This is a genomic window from Bradyrhizobium sp. SEMIA (assembly GCF_014844175.1).
In the GTDB taxonomy this organism is placed as follows: Bacteria; Pseudomonadota; Alphaproteobacteria; order Rhizobiales; family Xanthobacteraceae; genus Bradyrhizobium; species Bradyrhizobium arachidis.
The window spans coordinates 9,555,185-9,569,456 of sequence record NZ_CP046601.1 but is presented as its reverse complement, the minus strand read 5'-3'; the positions used below and the strand labels follow the sequence as shown (position 1 = coordinate 9,569,456).

The 14,272-nt window shown below is 58.0% G+C and carries 19 protein-coding genes and 1 pseudogene; 9 read left to right on the top strand and 11 right to left on the bottom strand.

Features of this window, described 5'->3' with window-relative positions; all coding sequences use genetic code 11:
• Positions 1-112: 112 nt before the first annotated feature.
• The 3 genes from FOM02_RS46020 to FOM02_RS46010 form a co-directional block, all read right to left on the bottom strand.
• A complete protein-coding gene (locus tag FOM02_RS46020) occupies positions 113-295 on the bottom strand; it encodes a hypothetical protein (protein ID WP_265441312.1) in 183 nt (60 codons plus the stop codon).
• 409 nt (positions 296-704) lie between these two features.
• Complete coding sequence (locus tag FOM02_RS46015; RefSeq protein ID WP_027561331.1) at positions 705-977, bottom strand: hypothetical protein; 273 nt, start codon at positions 975-977, stop codon at positions 705-707.
• An 866-nt stretch (positions 978-1,843) separates the two neighbouring features.
• Positions 1,844-2,017 (bottom strand): hypothetical protein, encoded by a 174-nt coding sequence (locus tag FOM02_RS46010; RefSeq protein ID WP_265441311.1) that lies wholly within the window; start codon positions 2,015-2,017, stop codon positions 1,844-1,846.
• Positions 2,018-2,377: 360 nt separating this feature from the next.
• On the opposite strand from FOM02_RS46010, the gene FOM02_RS46005 reads away from it, so the two are divergent.
• Positions 2,378-2,632, top strand: coding sequence for a DUF6894 family protein (locus FOM02_RS46005; protein ID WP_265441310.1), 255 nt, complete (start codon positions 2,378-2,380; stop codon positions 2,630-2,632).
• A 175-nt stretch (positions 2,633-2,807) separates the two neighbouring features.
• On the opposite strand, the gene FOM02_RS46000 is transcribed toward FOM02_RS46005, so the two are convergent.
• Positions 2,808-2,948, bottom strand: a complete 141-nt coding sequence (locus tag FOM02_RS46000) for a hypothetical protein (protein ID WP_265441309.1) — start codon at positions 2,946-2,948, stop codon at positions 2,808-2,810.
• A 446-nt stretch (positions 2,949-3,394) separates the two neighbouring features.
• Here FOM02_RS46000 and FOM02_RS45995 point away from each other — a divergent pair, with 446 nt between their 5' ends.
• The gene (locus tag FOM02_RS45995; RefSeq protein WP_231164193.1) at positions 3,395-3,538 is read left to right on the top strand and encodes a hypothetical protein; all 144 of its coding nucleotides are present in this window, start codon (positions 3,395-3,397) and stop codon (positions 3,536-3,538) included.
• Between the two features lie 186 nt (positions 3,539-3,724).
• A pseudogene (locus FOM02_RS45990) lies at positions 3,725-3,950 on the top strand (hypothetical protein); the annotation flags it as partial.
• 495 nt (positions 3,951-4,445) lie between these two features.
• Here the strand turns inward: FOM02_RS45990 and FOM02_RS45985 are convergent.
• Positions 4,446-4,925 (bottom strand): hypothetical protein, encoded by a 480-nt coding sequence (locus FOM02_RS45985; RefSeq protein WP_265441308.1) that lies wholly within the window; start codon positions 4,923-4,925, stop codon positions 4,446-4,448.
• A gap of 259 nt (positions 4,926-5,184) precedes the next feature.
• Positions 5,185-5,394 (bottom strand): hypothetical protein, encoded by a 210-nt coding sequence (locus FOM02_RS45980; protein WP_027561328.1) that lies wholly within the window; start codon positions 5,392-5,394, stop codon positions 5,185-5,187.
• 177 nt (positions 5,395-5,571) lie between these two features.
• On the opposite strand from FOM02_RS45980, the gene FOM02_RS45975 reads away from it, so the two are divergent.
• From FOM02_RS45975 to FOM02_RS45965, 3 genes are all read left to right on the top strand, one after another.
• Positions 5,572-6,147, top strand: coding sequence for a hypothetical protein (locus tag FOM02_RS45975; protein WP_265441307.1), 576 nt, complete (start codon positions 5,572-5,574; stop codon positions 6,145-6,147).
• 550 nt (positions 6,148-6,697) lie between these two features.
• The gene (gene ligD, locus FOM02_RS45970) at positions 6,698-7,624 is read left to right on the top strand and encodes a non-homologous end-joining DNA ligase (RefSeq protein WP_265441306.1); all 927 of its coding nucleotides are present in this window, start codon (positions 6,698-6,700) and stop codon (positions 7,622-7,624) included.
• 63 nt (positions 7,625-7,687) lie between these two features.
• Complete coding sequence (locus tag FOM02_RS45965) at positions 7,688-7,858, top strand: DUF3606 domain-containing protein (protein ID WP_035730403.1); 171 nt, start codon at positions 7,688-7,690, stop codon at positions 7,856-7,858.
• A gap of 834 nt (positions 7,859-8,692) precedes the next feature.
• Here the strand turns inward: FOM02_RS45965 and FOM02_RS45960 are convergent.
• From FOM02_RS45960 to FOM02_RS47040, 5 genes are all read right to left on the bottom strand, one after another.
• The gene (locus FOM02_RS45960; RefSeq protein WP_416207752.1) at positions 8,693-9,268 is read right to left on the bottom strand and encodes an alpha/beta fold hydrolase; all 576 of its coding nucleotides are present in this window, start codon (positions 9,266-9,268) and stop codon (positions 8,693-8,695) included.
• 156 nt (positions 9,269-9,424) lie between these two features.
• Entirely contained in the window at positions 9,425-9,649 is a 225-nt protein-coding gene (locus FOM02_RS45955; RefSeq protein ID WP_231164195.1) for a hypothetical protein, read from the bottom strand.
• 134 nt (positions 9,650-9,783) lie between these two features.
• Entirely contained in the window at positions 9,784-10,275 is a 492-nt protein-coding gene (locus FOM02_RS45950; protein WP_265441304.1) for a phasin family protein, read from the bottom strand.
• 394 nt (positions 10,276-10,669) lie between these two features.
• A complete protein-coding gene (locus FOM02_RS45945; RefSeq protein ID WP_265441303.1) occupies positions 10,670-11,428 on the bottom strand; it encodes a Crp/Fnr family transcriptional regulator in 759 nt (252 codons plus the stop codon).
• A 385-nt stretch (positions 11,429-11,813) separates the two neighbouring features.
• A complete protein-coding gene (locus FOM02_RS47040) occupies positions 11,814-12,266 on the bottom strand; it encodes a DUF6894 family protein (RefSeq protein ID WP_063617197.1) in 453 nt (150 codons plus the stop codon).
• A 356-nt stretch (positions 12,267-12,622) separates the two neighbouring features.
• Here FOM02_RS47040 and FOM02_RS45935 point away from each other — a divergent pair, with 356 nt between their 5' ends.
• The 3 genes from FOM02_RS45935 to FOM02_RS45925 all read left to right on the top strand — a co-directional run bounded on the left by FOM02_RS45935 (position 12,623) and on the right by FOM02_RS45925 (position 13,997).
• Positions 12,623-13,159, top strand: a complete 537-nt coding sequence (locus FOM02_RS45935; protein WP_265441302.1) for a GAF domain-containing protein — start codon at positions 12,623-12,625, stop codon at positions 13,157-13,159.
• Between the two features lie 133 nt (positions 13,160-13,292).
• Positions 13,293-13,673 (top strand): sensor histidine kinase, encoded by a 381-nt coding sequence (locus FOM02_RS45930; RefSeq protein WP_265441301.1) that lies wholly within the window; start codon positions 13,293-13,295, stop codon positions 13,671-13,673.
• Between the two features lie 132 nt (positions 13,674-13,805).
• Positions 13,806-13,997 (top strand): CsbD family protein, encoded by a 192-nt coding sequence (locus FOM02_RS45925; RefSeq protein WP_265441300.1) that lies wholly within the window; start codon positions 13,806-13,808, stop codon positions 13,995-13,997.
• Positions 13,998-14,272: the final 275 nt, after the last annotated feature.

The window sequence follows — 14,272 nt, the reverse complement described above, 5'->3', positions numbered from 1 at the left end:
ATGAGCAGCGAAAGGCTCTTGCGAAGGATCAAGCAGAATTTGCACGACAGATCGCAACGCGATCTGTTGCAGAACACACGGTCAACTCTGGGAGTGAACTCATGAATGTTCGTTAGCGCGCGAGTTCGGACGGGCTCGGGGCCGGTAGTCCATAGTCTTTCGCTCGTTTAGCGGCCAGCTTCCGATAGGCCTGCGCCTGAGTAAGCAATTGCTCTTTGAACTTTGCATCGCGCTCGGTCGCGGCCAAACGTTCAAGCTGTACGGCTCGCTCCAAATATTCGACCAGAAGCTTCATCCCGCTCTCCCTCTATCGTCCTCCCCTTACAATACGAAACCTTGGAGCCGCTAGCTTGTCAGGCGGAACGCGAACGGGCGTGAACTTTGTGTCGGTTCGCTGAGCGCGCTTGCAATTGGGGCAGAGGAAAAGGTGCGCGATATAAGGTTCCTCCGCGTCTTGCACCAACTCCGAGCGAAACCATCGCATGGGGTCACGACAATCGGGGCAGTCCGGTTTTTCGAGGCGACCTAGCGCGTTCCTTAGACGATTCATACCTGCCCCCAAAAGTCCGGGAAAAAGTAGCAAGGAACTCGCCCTCGGAATGCATCAAAAGATACACTGGGCCGTATTAGGACGGCTGAAATAACAACCTATTCGGGGTGCAGCTCGGCCTTTCTTCAAATGATATAGATAGCCCTAAGGCAGATTAGACGGCTTTCAATTCGGACCAAATCAGGGGCGCTCTTACTGCTTCGGCACTCTGATTTCCCCGGACTGTCATCTCGGCGAGAGCGACGGCATCACTAACGCCGCGCACGTGGATGTCGATCATCCTCTTGGCGACTAGATCACAAATCGGGTCGCTTCGATCCACCAAGTCGAGCTTGCGCAGGGCGTGGTTGAAGGCCAGTTCAAAAACGTGTTCTTGCTCGCGGGCAAGATCGATATTCGCAATGAACCGTGAAATCGGCCTGATCATTGCTCCCTTGTTTAGGCGGGAGCGCAACTGGTCTCTCAGTCACCGATTGAAGCCGCGGACCGCGGTAATCGAACAACCCTGTTCGTTAGCGGCTTAGCAGTCAATGCCTGAGGGTGAAAAAAGAGCTCGATTAGCGCGCTTTCAACGTCCTGTCTCGGTAAGGGTATTAGCTTGGGCCTCGAGGTTGTCGGCGCGTAGCCGGTACTCTTCCGCAATTTCGAGCAAGGCCGCCTTTGTGCGCTCGTCAGCAGACAGAGCTGCTTGACGCCGGGCCTGTTGTTCGAGACTTCGGAGTTCTCGTTTCATGGGGAGAGACTACCCGGCCGAAACGGTCGCCGCCTTAAACCGTGCAAATGTGGACGCATTGTCCACTCGCTCAGTAGATTAAGGTCAGCTTCGGGACATCAGCGGGAATGCTTATAAGGCATAAGTCTTCCGCTTTGTGTCTTGAACCCAACCTAGTCGCCCCAAGCAGCCGCCGTGCTGCATCATCCTTGCCGAGAGCGCTACGGATTGCGTCTCGCAAAAAGCGGCCCCAACCCGCAGTCTGAGTTGGGGCCGAATGCACTAGGTCGAGACCAGCAGATGGGGATCGTGCTGGCCAAGGCTCAACGTGCGACGGGCTCGGGCGTTCTAGCGATATGGCAATAGATGTATGGGGTGGCGCGGCCGGCTTGCTCGGAACTTGGAACTGGCGTTCCAAATACGACGCAGCGCGTCGGGCGACCCCCAACTCGCTGTCGGGCTGAGCTGAGCCGAAGTCCAAGTTCACCATGCATCCGGCGCCGATCAGGTGGTTATATGGCGACCGATGTATGGGCATGGCGCAACGGGCCATCTAGGGCCGTCCGGCGAAGTGTTTATCTTCACCGCCTTGTTGTCTGGATCTGCTCAGCTCGGCGGGCAAGGTCAGCGTAATTCTTGGCCGCCTCGCGCAGCGCGCCCTTGGTTGACGCTCGCTTAGCATTGCCAGCTTTCGCGCGAAACAGCGCTGCGCGCTTCCTGAAATAGTTTGCTGAGTGCATGCGTTCGATGCCCATGAAGCTGTCCCTTGTCTCGCGGCGTTCATGAACCTACGCGGACGAGCTTGCTCCCATCGTATCATTTGATACATCGCGACGCGCAGCTTTTGCGTCGGTTGCCATTTGCACGTGGCCATAAGTCCGCGTCGGGCGGCCCATGCGGGTCCACGAACGGCCGGGACCGTTCCCGCTGTTGCGAGCCAGACCCCTGCGACCTCGCGTTCAACTTGCCTCAACTGATCGAAGATCGAAGTTTTGTCAGCGCGCCCGACGGGAGATATAGCGACTTCTATCATTAGCCTGAACTGCTTGCGATCCGGCCCCACGAGGTCGGGAAAAGTAGGAACTTCGTGGCTCGCTGCCGCTTTATCCCCTGCAATGCCAACCGTCTTTTTTGACGTCCATCGCGAGACCGGGACCACGTTCGATGAAGAAGGCATCGAACTGCCCCACACGGACGCGGCCCGCGAGCTGGCTCTGGAATTGTTGGGGCAGGCGATTTTGGATGGTGCGCGCCGCCCCGCTGGCGGCATGACGAAGATCGAAGTGCGGGACCGCAGCGGACCATTCTTGCGAGTGTCGGCCGTCGTGATGTTCGAAAAGCTGCGTCGGACGGGAGCCGACAGCAACTAGGAACGCGAAGCTCGACGCGATTGCCTCTCGCAGGCTGCATCAAGAATTGATCGAGCTCGCGCCGATATGCCGGCTGCTTCGCGTTCTTCACCCAGTCAAAGACTACCAGGGCGAGCGGCTCAGGCCGAACGGCGGGAATTTCCATGCGGATGGTGCTTGAAGAAGAAATCAAGCTTCACAGGTTCGCCGGTATCTCGCCAGAACAATCTTTGCCCATGCTGCCCGCCACCGCCAGGCGATGGTGGCCCCCGAGCAGAACATGATCATCCGTTGCTATGGCGATGACCTCGCCGGTTTCATCAACGATGACTTTCATGCGGCGCCTCCAATGCAGCGCGCGTCCGTCAGCGCAGCGCGATGACGCGCAAATGTAAACCTTGTGTCGGTCTCTGCGTTCCAACCGTGAAGGTCGCCGCTTCCGTGAGCCCTCCGCGCGGACCGCCATTCTGTGCGAGTTGGTACAAAACGAAAGCGCAAAATCAAAAGCTGCAAATATCCTCACGCGGCGCGGTCGCGCGTACCCCGCATTTGGCCCGGCCCCGGGGGACCCGGCTTGATTTGCTACCGTTGACCATCGAGTGAGATAGGACAGCATCAAGTTCGAGCTGGGCGCAGCCCGACGCGACAATATAAACTGTTCATTTTTGCACGGACCCTTGCTCAGTGCATGTCCTATATGCGCGGGCGAAAGACGACCCATGCTAGAAAACAGTGCACACCGTCAGCATGAGCGATCCGTCTAATTCCCACGCACAGACTGCCATGCAGCTCTTGGTCTGGGCCCTGGAGGAAATCGAAAAAGCTGGCAACATGGAAGCCGCACAATACGCGCGAAGTGCATTGGACGCGATCCGAAAGAGCATCCCGCCGGACAATTTGGTCCAGGCCAGCATCACTGAACTCTGACGCGAGCCCGCAGCGCGCCCCAGGGCTTCAATGTCCCGATCATCTTCTCTTTGGACGGACTGGAGGTTCGCGGCGTGCGCCCCTGCCTGACGGCATTGCCCCGTCTCCGTTGTGCCCGGCACGTTGTCCACCGCAATCTGTAGCGGCTTGCCTGTCCCACGCGGTCCGGCGATCCTCCCTGTTGGCATGGGCACCAAATCACGTGAGACCATTTTCGGCGGCTTGGTCAGGGCGGCTGCGGAGCAGGCGGCGGAAGCACGGAAGCAAGCGACCGGCTTGCCTGCGAGGCATGGACCCTGCGCATGCTCGGCTTCAAGGGTCCGGCGCAGCCGTCGCCGACGTTGGGCGACGCGCTGAATGCTTAAACTGCTATCTCGAAGTCCGATGTCTTGGCCGCGACACCAATCAGACCCCTCTCTGGCCCTCTGGAACCTTCGGACGTGCAACTTATTGAGCGGTTAATCACGTGAGGACCGCTCTGTGAACCACTTCGCTGTTATCTTGATTTTACTCGTTGGCGGCGCTTCGCTCGCGTTCGGCCAGAGTGCGGGTGGATCGAGCAGTGGCGGCTCCGCGGCGAGTGGAAGCGCGGCCACCGGCTCCACAGGTTATGCGGGCGGCACCCTATCGACGGGGCATACCCTAAGCGGCACTGGGAGCTCCTCCGGTCCCAACCTCGGCAATGCGCTCGGCCACGCAGCGACCGGTGACGTGGATGCTTTCTCGGTTAGTCCGGCTCCAACCTCGCATGACAACGCGGTGGATACGCCCGCCGCTGAACGGGCCATAAAGAACTTGGGAAACACCGACGTTGGCATTCTCAAGAAGTAAGACCATTCTGCACGCGGGCCTGAGCCGGAATGAAAAGCCGCCGCCCGAGTCGTCCAGCGACGGCTAATTCTTCCGCTTACTTCAGCTTGTAAGTGCCAGTCTGATGATTGCAGTCCTGAAACGTCCCGGCCTTGATAACAGGAAACGGGCCTAGCGGTTCGACTGTGCCCGCCATGACCATACCTTCGTATTTTCCGGTTCCGGCAACGTGCGTTCTTGTTGTCTTCCCATCGCCAACCGAGAAATGCGAAAGTCGCTTGTCGCCATCCGCATCGATTACCTCGCACACGGTAGATGCTGTGCTCTTCCCGTCAAAGGAGGCGTTCATCCCTATACAGCGGAACGTGTTCTTGTCGAATGCGCCTCCAGGTGGATTACTGCGGATAGTTCCTGTCAATTCAGTCGTTGATGCGGTGTGGCTCTTAGAGAAACTGATCGGGTTGGCAACGCCGGACCAACACGAGATGTAATCGTAGCTGCCCTCCATTGGCAGTTCGGCTGCGAATGCTGAAGGCGCCCAAGTAAACGTAAGGAAGGCTACTAGATACCTTTTCATGGCACTTCCCTCCTAAATCGGTTCGAGATCTGCCCCGCTTGAGCGGAACAGCGAAGTGGTAGCACAACGATTACATTTGGACCATTCAACCTCTACGGTGCGGCTGTCTTCGTGGTCGTCGGCTTCAGACGGAAGATCATGCTCTCAGTCGCGCTGTCCCTGCTTTCGCTTGGGAGCTGCCGAAGGCCGCTCGACTTCGGGCACTGCGCGAGGCGGCCGAAATAGCGAAGCTTGAGATCTCGCTCCGCTCCCGCTTGCCCTAGATTGCCCCACGAAGCCGCCCACGGGCATTCCTGATCATGCCACCGCCATCGTCCGAAGCTCGACGCCCAGTATCGCGCTCGGGCCGGTGCTCGATGGCATCGCCTTGCGCCTGCGCACGCCAGATGAGCGCCACTTGCTCACGCTCGACGCGCTGCCAGTCGCGCATAATCTCAGCGAGCGTCTCTTCCGCCTCTTTGAACAACAATCGCGGCGCCCACGCTGCTAAGCACGCGCCTGCCGTTGCCTCGGCTAATGTGCAGCTCACGAAGTATTAGTTCTAGGGGCATGAGCGGCCAACGCCGTTAAGGAGCGCCTCGATCCGGTTGATGGTCTCGTCGTCGAGTTGGTCAATATTCATGCTCCTCAAATCATCTAGCATGGTTTGAACCAGAGCATTGGCGTCGGCATAATCGGGTATGTCGCCGTGCCAGCAATGCAGCAGTGCTTCACTTCACGATCCAATGCCTTGCCGCCGACGCGCCTTACCGCGCCTTTGCTTCGGGTTTTGCTCGTCGTTGTCGGTGATGCTGGTCTGCCATTTCCGCTACCCTTCGATGATCCCGATCTGGCCGGCGTTACGGTAGGAGAAGTGCTTGCCAAGCCGGATCAATTTCTCAGCAAGACCTTGTCCGATCCTTTCGAAGGCCCGGACTACGGTCGCGGCAAAGCAATTCTATACCGGCGCGAGGATGGATCGCTGTTCATTTCCTCGTTTGCTCACGGTGGCTGCTGCTACGAGTTAATCGAGCTGCGGCGCGAGTTTTGTCGCCTACATGCCTATGCGCAAGTACATATTCTTGCCGACGCGAGAACTGTGGCCGGCCTCAAGCGTCAATGCGCGTCTAGCGCCGGTCAAAACCTCCGGCTCCGGCAGGCCGGTGTCGGCAAACAAATGGTTGGACCAGAATCGGCCGGTCGAACAGATGACATGGGCTCCGGGCGAGCCGACGCTTCTTGAGGGACATCTGATCTCAGAGGGGGGCTGGATCCCGCGCGCCGGCTGCACGATCCTGAACCTGTATCGGCCCCCAAGTTGCTGCAAGATGACCTCCTCGAACGCGCTGCCCGCGCGATTGCCGAGAGCAAGAAGCTCAAAGAGTGGACCGAGCAGATCCGGTAGCAGATCGAGCGAAGAGACCCGCCATTTACATATCAGCGAGAGTGACTCCGGTATCTCGCGCTTTGATCGAGGAGAGTGGGAGGTCGTGCGACAAGCACGGGCCGCCGAAGTCTGCCTCCAGAGGTGGAAAGACTCGTCCGGAACTATGAGTAGACGGCCTTTGCGTGATCCAAATGTTCGGGACACTTTATCACATCGCGTTCTCTTGCCGTTCGACTGGCGTTCTCGTTGACCTTGGAAATACAACCGGGAAAATGCGATTGCGGTTGTATCTGAGAACGCGCAGGAACTCCGGGCGCGGTTTTGCGTTCGTGAGTCATTGATTGAGGTAGGTAGACTGCCCGCTGTCGGCTCCAAGCCGACGGCGGGCTTTTTGTGAGTTGCGTGAGTGGCAAAGCGTACCAAGGCACCGGCAAAAAAGCCGGGTGCTCCACCGATGCCGGGGTTCATTGCTCCCCAGCTTGCGACCCTGAAGATGAAGGCGCCGTCGGGGACACAGTGGATTCACGAAGTCAAATACGACGGCTACCGCATCCAGCTCCGCATCAATGGAGATGACCGCCGCGCCTACACGCGAAACGGACATAACTGGGTCCAAAAATTCTCCGTCATCGCCGGTGCCTTCGACATCGAAGGTCAGGCGATCGTTGACGGCGAGGTCGTCGTCATTCATGAGGGCCGCACGAACTTCTCAGAACTGCAGGCCGATCTCGCTCGAGGCGACCAAGATCGGCTCGTCTACTTCGTCTTCGATCTCCTTTGGCTTGATGGCCAAGACCTCCGGAAGCTTTCCCAGCTTGCCAGGAAGGAGCTGCTGAAGGAGTTGATCGAGAGCAATCAAATCAAGGAGCCGATCCTCTATAGCGAGCACCACGAAGGCGACGGACAGGCGCTCTTCGAGGCCGCCAGTAAACTGAACTACGAGGGCATCGTCTCCAAGCGCGTAGATGCTCCTTACCGATCGGAGCGGGTTGAAGCGTGGCATAAGATCAAGGCCGTTCAGACGGGCAAATTCCCCGTCGTTGGCTTCATAAAAGATCCCACAGGTGTTGCCGCTCTCTACCTCGGTAAGAAGGAAGGCAAAGAGTTGGTCTATATGGGCAAGGTCGGGACCGGCTGGAGCCAGACCACCTCACGCAAGATCAGGGATGCCTTGGATACGGTCGTCAGCCCAAAGCAAAAGCTCACCAAGCCCATCAGGATGCCAAAGGCCACATGGGTCGAGCCAAAGTTCTACGCTGACGTTGAGTACCGGGACATCACGTCGGAAGGACTCCTTCGCGCCAGCTCGTTCAAGGGCCTAACTCGCAAATGACGACTTCCTCCGACTTCAGGAACATCGGTGGCGCGTTGACGTTCTGACCTGGAGGACAGGAAGATGACCTTCGGCAAGCGTGTTCAGCCCGACCGCAACAAGATCGATATGAACGACGATTACGCAGTCAAGTACTGGACACATGAGCTCGGCATAACGAGAAGCAGACTACAACACATCGTCGAGAAGGTCGGCAACTCCGCTGCAGCAGTCCGCAAGGAATTGTCGAGGTAGCGTTGAAGCGAGCGGACAGAGAGCAGCTGCTATTGATGGTAGACGTCTGCATAGCTGCTTGCCTCGCGGGCCTCATCGTCGCCGTTCTCATTTCGGTGAGAAGGGTGTTCCTCGACTAATCGCGAAGTGCTGCCTACGACGCATTAGGATTCCTCGACGCTCGTTTGAATCTCCTCCCGATTGATCCGTCATCCCATCACCGGCGGGTGCGAAGAAGGCGCTCGTAGCCGAGGCAGATAGTCGCTCCGAGCCGACGGCCGCCTTTGCAGCTTGGATAAGCGAGGTCCGTTCACCGCCTGGTAGCGGACGGTGCGACAGTCCCGGAGACGGTCAGCAACGGGCCAGCAGCGGAAGTCACCGTGGGCTGAATGAAGGAAGCGCCAACTGAGGCGGGCTTACCTTGCCAGTTCACCTAGCAGGCACTTAATCCAGCTCATGTAGTTCTTGCGTGCGCCTCAACGTAGCGAGCACGCTTATGGCGGCCGTGGTGTCGTGGCCAAGGTCCAATTCTGCGATCAGCTGTTCCTGCCGGGCAAGGTGATGCTCACCCATCGCGGCATGTCGTCGGGCTTGGTTTAGGTGCTCTACAAGGATGGCACGGTCCATGCCGCACTGTTCACCTTAATCATCCCAGATGCGCTCGCCGCACGGCATTGGTGGAGCCGGACGGTCTTACCCTGCCGGGTGTCGAGCAGGGATTGGGTCAAACGGGGAATGCGGCGCAGGTTAGGCAACGTGGGCCATCCGCTCTGCCGCCATGAGCGGACCTCCGTTAGGCACGGCGCAACTTCGCCGATGGGCGACTTCCGGACGCCCGCAATTCAACAAGAAAGCCTATGCGGTCCGCACCGGTGCGGTGGGCGCTAGCGCCGCGACGGCATCCGCTATTCCCGCCGCATCTGCATAGGTAACCATGTGACCGGCATCCTCGACCAGATGAAGCAGGGAGCGGGGCAACACCGCGTGGAGGCGGCGCGACTGGTCGGCCACGATGAGCCGGTCAGCCTTTCCATGCACGATCCTAACTGGACACCGGATATCCCGATATTGGAGCCGCAGCTGCGCAGCAGCTGGAACAAGGAACGCACTCTCCTCGGCGGCCGCCCTCAACTGCTTGGGTCGGAGAGCCAACGAGATCGGAAATTCGTTCTTGAATTCCGGCGGGATGGCGCGCGGCGCGAACAAGGTGCGCATCAGCCTCGGCATAATGGCGCACGATATGATCGGCGAGATAGTGTAGCGCATCAGATCGCCGAGCAGCGGCAGTGCCGGAGCTGACATGAGCCAAAAGTCCGTCCGAACGGTTGGAAAATAGTAGCCGGGCACAAGCACCAGCCCACTCACGGCATAGCCGCTTCGCAGCGCAAGCGCGATCGCCACCAGCGTTCCCCAGGAGTGGCCGAGCACCACGGTTGCGCACCCCAAGCTGATCAAGAGCCTTCGCGAACAAGGCAGCTTGCCTTGTGGCCGTCCAGACGCGTGTGCGCGGACGGTGGCTGTAGTCAAACCCCGGACGGTCGAAGCAAACGACGCGATAGTTCTGGGCCAGGCGGTCGACCAAACCGCTTAGGACGAGATCCTGAACCATGGTGCCATTCCCATGAACAGGACCACGCAAGGCGCGGCGGGATCGCCTCGTTCGATATGGTGAAGGCGGACGCCGTCGCAATTGGTAAAGACGCCGATCGGGGGATTGTTTCGCTCCGCTGCCACCTGAAACGCGATGTTGGCGAGGATCAAAACGACAAGTCCGGCCAAAACGATCAGCAGCGCGGTTTCAGTTGTGGACATGGTGTCAACCTATTCGCCGATGGCAGGCGCTGATTCCACTCCCTCGTTGTGAGCCGCGCTCCCCAGCCGACAGCAACCAACCGTGATCGGCGCGTGCGTGATCCGAGTTCGCGTCCATCCTTTGCCGCCAGTTATCATCCCGGCAGAGCCGTGAGCTCTCGGGGCGGATTGATGCGCCAGAACGGATATGCCGCCAGTTCTTTCGAATGCTGCCCGAACATATCGAACCGCCTGTTTGTAAACTCCGTAATGACGCCGAAAAATTCAGTTGGTGACCTGATCGACGCAAGTCTGAGGCCGAATTCAAAAGCTAATTGCGCGTTGGCCCCGGCAATCTCAAGAAGCTTCGCTTGATACGCCTGCATGTTTGCGCTCGCTAAAGCAAAGCCTTTCATTTGATCGCTACCCGTCATTCTCTGACTGAGGTCATCGGGTAAGGCATCCACCCGAGGCTCTTTAGGATCATCATGAAGCCAAAGAGGCGGCTCGATCGGGACTTCCGCAGCAGAGCGAAGTAAATGCTCTTTCTGGCTTCGAACAATGGCCTGCTTGTTCCGTTGGGCCTGAGCGGCCAATTTCGGATTGCGGGCGCGCTTCAGCGCTGTCGCCGGTTTGCGTTTGTTCATCTGACGCTCCCGGCAAACGGGGGTGCGACTTCATTTCTGAAGGTCAACAGGCATTGTGATGAGGCGTTCCAAACCCGTGGATTGTTGGAGCTTCGCATAAACGAGATCAATCGTGCGTTCTGCGATGTCGAGATGATTTTAGGTAGCAACTCCAACCAACAAACGTCCAGCTAGCGATCTTCCAGATCTATGCTCAGTGGCATCAGTTTGAGAACAATCAGCCCTCCGCGCGTTTAGTCTCCAAACGCCATTCTATCGCCGACGTTCTCATCACTGAGGTCAAGCTGCCGGAGGCATCGACGGATGGCTGATCGCCGAACGTTGCGGAAGCCGGCATCAGTGCCCCACTCGACGAGCGGCCGAACGCCGCCGCTCCTTCGGCAAACATTCGATTTCACGAGAAAGGGGAGTATTGCAGATGCGAAACATTCGGCGAGCCTTTTGCCAGCTCCTCGTCGTACATCCGTTTGATCCTCTGGCGCATCACACCGTAACACTCACAAGCGACGTTTTCGAGCCGCGGTCGATGGACCTCCAACACGCCGCGCCGCTCCGATATGATGCAGCCGACTGCCCGGAGTTTACGCATCGTTAGAGTCACGGTCGTTCGCCGCACCCCAAGAAGTTGTGCGAGCGCCTCCTGCGTCAATCTAATCTCGCCGTTGCCAACACGGTCATGAATCTCGAGCAGCCATCGTGCCGTACGGCATTCCACCGGGTGCACCGCGTTGCACGCGGCAACAGTCTGAAGCTGCAGCAGTTGAGTGCGGAGATGGAGGCGCAGAACTCGCTTTATGGCGCCACTTCGCTCAAACGCTTGGTGCAATCGTGAAGCGGGTATCTTAAGCGCAGCTCCAGCCACATAGGCAGTTGCTGTGACTGGCGAATGCGAGGGACTTAGAACAGTGAGAGCCCCGACCGCTCCTTCCGAACCCATGAGAGTGGAAGCGACAATGTGTCCGTCCGACATCTCGACTAAGAACGCTAAGACCCCGCTAATGGGAAAGTAGACTTCTTTGAGCTCATCTCCGGTTCGCACCAGTACAGCGTCAGACGCGAACGATATCTTCTGAAGGTAAGGTTCAAGCAGGTTGAGATCCGATGGCGGCAAAGCCGCCAGAAGCCCATTCCCGAGGCCAGTCTGGAGCGCCATTGCGGATGTTCCTTAGCCACGCACAAGCACCCAAAGCCTCAAACCAGCGTTCGGGGGGCATGTTCCAAATTTTCCCGACAACCCATGGCGCGACGTGGTCGGCCACGCTTTCACGCTGCGCTGCTCCTCTGTGGGAACACTCCGCTGCCAAGCTGCAAGACCTTCAGCCCTCGCTCGGTGGGACAATGATCTCGTGCAATCGAGCGAAACGTGGCCCTCTTACGTTTAACGTTACCGGGAAAATCAAGACCATGAGTGCCACAGCAGGCTTTGTCCAGTTCCTGGTATGACGGAGTCTGCTAAGGGTCACGAGCGCCCCTCGGAAGGGAAGACTGGTCCGATCTACCCTAAAAAAATGACCTTAATTTTTGGCCTGACAGCGAGGCTAATTCGACGTCTTGTTCTGCTCCTGCGCGGTGCCCTGTTCGGACACAGCTTGATCGAAGGCTTCTTGGTCGGTCTGGGGACGTTTCGTTAGGAGGCCGAGCCAACCCTGAGCCACACGCAGCCATGAGGCCATATCGTCGTCATTACGCGCGCGATCCGCCATCTTCTGTGCCTCGGCAGCGTGCTGCCGATATTCACTTTCTTTGTTGTCCTTGGCGGCCTCTCCTATCTCGAACACGTACTTCACTTGCACCACCGGGCCATTGGCGTCGCGGACTTCGACTGCCATTTGATGACCCGTTCTGTCGGGTGAGCGGATTGCATCTCTGGCGATTTCCGACAGCGCTTTGGCTGCTTCTTGCTGCGCAGACAGCACGTCCGGCAACTCCATGCCCTCTTCATCGTGGGAAAGGTCGCTTCCATCTTTCAGGTCAAAATAGTAGCGCTTCATAGGACTAATCAAATCCATCAACCGCAAGCATTGAGCTTGGACGGGGATCGGGGGCCACATAGTTCCTGTAGGAACCGTCCATGCCCGAACTACCTTACTACTGTTTCCGCAAATTGCATCGTGCGCCGTAATCCATCGCTTACATTCCAGGGATCTGACTCGGCTTACTGGGCGGATTTTGAGGCAATTCAGCCACTCGCGTTCCACCAACCTGCCCCTCACGATCGCCGCGACGAAGATGCCGGCGGCCAGTAAGCATACGCCCACAAATCCGTAAATGTCTCGACCATTCTTGACGTGGTGAGTCGAACGACGGGCATGGGGTTTACCGCAGTTGCCCGCGTCACCGAGGACAGATGGATCACCTGTGCATCGCGAGCGACCTTGCCTTCGGGCTGAAGCCGGGTGACGAGCTGAAGATCGAGAGCACGATTTGCCACGAAATTCGCCAAAGCCGCGAGGCTGTGATCATCGACAATGTCAGCGAGGACTCAGAGTACTGCAACCACCATACTCCGGCTCAGTACGGTTTTCAGAGCTATATCTCGGTCCCGATTGTTCTTCCGGATGGTTCATTCTTCGGAACGCTCTGTGCAATCGACCCGAAAACGCGCAAGCTAAATACCCCTGAAGTCGTTGGCATGTTCAAGCTGTTTCCGGAACTGATTGCAGCTCATCTCGACGCAGCCGAACGGATGGAATTGACCGAAAGTAAGCTTGCAGCGGAACGGAAGAATGCGGAGCTTCGTGAGCAATTCATCGCCATCCTCGGCCATGACCTCAGAAATCCGCTTGCCTCGATTCAGGGCGGCCTGCGGCTCTTAAGCAAGATCAGGAAGGGAAAGATTGGATCGCGCTTTTGCAGGGCAGCATCAATCGGATGGCGGGTTTGATAGACAACGTCATGGATTTCGCCCGCTTCCGCCTGGGTGCCGGGATGCAACTGAGGTCCGAACGCCAGGACTTGCGACCCATCATAATGCAGATCGTATCCGAGTTCGAAAGCGTGCACTCCGAGCGCCGCTTTTGTTGGATGTTGACGCACCAGCGGCGGTAAACGTTGATGCGGGTCGATTGAGCCAGATGATATCCAATTTGCTCGGCAACGCGATTACCTATGGTGCGCCCGACGAGCCCATCAATATCGTTGCGAGGTCCAGTGATGCGGGCTTTAGGATCCAGGTGATCAACAAAGGACCGCCGATCCCAGCGCAAGCGATGCCGCACCTTTTCACCGCCTTTCACCAAGGTGACGTTCTGCCTAACCAGAAGGGATTGGGGCTTGGTCTCTACATCTCACAGGAAATCGCAAGGGCGCATGGTGGACAGATCTCTGCCACTTCGACGGATGACAGCACGATTTTCACGGCAACCTTTGCAGCACGCACCGACCAACAGAAGCGATGAAGGCGCAGCACTCTCGTCTCAGAAGAGTGTGGCTCAGGCCAGCAGCAGACCACCACGGCGCACGTTCTACAGGAACCTCTCTGCTACGCTTTCGTTGTGCCACCGTCTTAAGAACGGCAAAGGAACACGATCATGGACCGCGAACATGTGAAGGGCGTCGCCGACAAGGCAAAGGGCGCGATCAAAGAGGGTGCTGGCAAGCTTACCGGAGACAAGGACCTCGAAGCCGAAGGCAAGATGGATGAGGCAAAGGGATCGGTCCACAAGGCTGCAGGAGATGTGAAGGACGCAGCGCGGGACGCCGCTGACGCCCTCAAGAGATAAGCAGAAGAAGGAAAATTGGAACCTAGCCGCCTCGGGGCGGCCTTTTCTTTTCTGTCATGAAAGCGGACAGGCTTGAATTTACTAGTACACGCCCTAATCAGAACTGATCCCGCAGGCGGCGATAGGCCGGATGCTCGGGGTTCTTGTTCTTGATCCAGTGATCGCAGCGGCCTTCGCGATAGGCGCGATCTGCCGCTTCGAGACCATGCCCTCCAGCCTCATGATGCAAGCGTGTTGGAATAGATCGGGGCCGACCTCGCCCTGCTCGAACAGTG

What these genes read in the sequence shown, in the direction of transcription:
- FOM02_RS46000 (WP_265441309.1), bottom strand. Translation starts at nt 2,948, where the DNA reads ATGAAAGTCATCGTTGATGAAACCGGCGAGGTCATCGCCATAGCAACG.
- FOM02_RS45985 (WP_265441308.1), bottom strand. Translation starts at nt 4,925, where the DNA reads ATGAAAAGGTATCTAGTAGCCTTCCTTACGTTTACTTGGGCGCCTTCA.
- FOM02_RS45965 (WP_035730403.1), top strand. Translation starts at nt 7,688, where the DNA reads ATGACCTTCGGCAAGCGTGTTCAGCCCGACCGCAACAAGATCGATATG.
- FOM02_RS45935 (WP_265441302.1), top strand. Translation starts at nt 12,623, where the DNA reads ATGGATCACCTGTGCATCGCGAGCGACCTTGCCTTCGGGCTGAAGCCG.
- FOM02_RS46020 (WP_265441312.1), bottom strand. Translation starts at nt 295, where the DNA reads ATGAAGCTTCTGGTCGAATATTTGGAGCGAGCCGTACAGCTTGAACGT.
- FOM02_RS45950 (WP_265441304.1), bottom strand. Translation starts at nt 10,275, where the DNA reads ATGAACAAACGCAAACCGGCGACAGCGCTGAAGCGCGCCCGCAATCCG.
- FOM02_RS45995 (WP_231164193.1), top strand. Translation starts at nt 3,395, where the DNA reads ATGCAGCTCTTGGTCTGGGCCCTGGAGGAAATCGAAAAAGCTGGCAAC.
- FOM02_RS45945 (WP_265441303.1), bottom strand. Translation starts at nt 11,428, where the DNA reads ATGGCGCTCCAGACTGGCCTCGGGAATGGGCTTCTGGCGGCTTTGCCG.
- FOM02_RS45925 (WP_265441300.1), top strand. Translation starts at nt 13,806, where the DNA reads ATGGACCGCGAACATGTGAAGGGCGTCGCCGACAAGGCAAAGGGCGCG.
- FOM02_RS46010 (WP_265441311.1), bottom strand. Translation starts at nt 2,017, where the DNA reads ATGGGCATCGAACGCATGCACTCAGCAAACTATTTCAGGAAGCGCGCA.
- FOM02_RS47040 (WP_063617197.1), bottom strand. Translation starts at nt 12,266, where the DNA reads ATGAAGCGCTACTATTTTGACCTGAAAGATGGAAGCGACCTTTCCCAC.
- FOM02_RS45955 (WP_231164195.1), bottom strand. Translation starts at nt 9,649, where the DNA reads ATGTCCACAACTGAAACCGCGCTGCTGATCGTTTTGGCCGGACTTGTC.
- FOM02_RS46005 (WP_265441310.1), top strand. Translation starts at nt 2,378, where the DNA reads ATGCCAACCGTCTTTTTTGACGTCCATCGCGAGACCGGGACCACGTTC.
- FOM02_RS46015 (WP_027561331.1), bottom strand. Translation starts at nt 977, where the DNA reads ATGATCAGGCCGATTTCACGGTTCATTGCGAATATCGATCTTGCCCGC.